The sequence below is a fragment of the Photorhabdus caribbeanensis genome (assembly GCF_018448885.1).
In the GTDB taxonomy this organism is placed as follows: Bacteria; Pseudomonadota; Gammaproteobacteria; order Enterobacterales; family Enterobacteriaceae; genus Photorhabdus; species Photorhabdus caribbeanensis.
Window position 1 is genome coordinate 1 of sequence record NZ_RCWB01000175.1, and the last position, 238, is coordinate 238.

Here is a 238-nt window from a genome sequence, read left to right on the forward strand (position 1 = left end):
GCAAAGCCAGCCAAAAATCCACTACCGATATCGACAGCAACCTCAACAAAGGCAGCACGGTGGGCAGCAGCCAGGGCAGTGTGACATTCAGCGCCGGAAAACAGCTCAACATTCACGGCAGTGATGTAGTGGCGGGCCAAGATATGCAACTTTCCGGTCAAAACATTAACATCACCAGCGCGGAAAACAGTCACACCGCCATCACCAAAACCGAACAGAAACAAAGCGGCCTGACCGT

Annotated in this window: 1 protein-coding gene; it reads left to right on the forward strand. The window is 52.9% G+C overall.

All coding sequences use genetic code 11. The features are described from left to right. The coding region (locus EAE90_RS23525; RefSeq protein ID WP_214055479.1) for a hemagglutinin repeat-containing protein at window positions 1-238 on the forward strand (238 nt) is incomplete at both ends.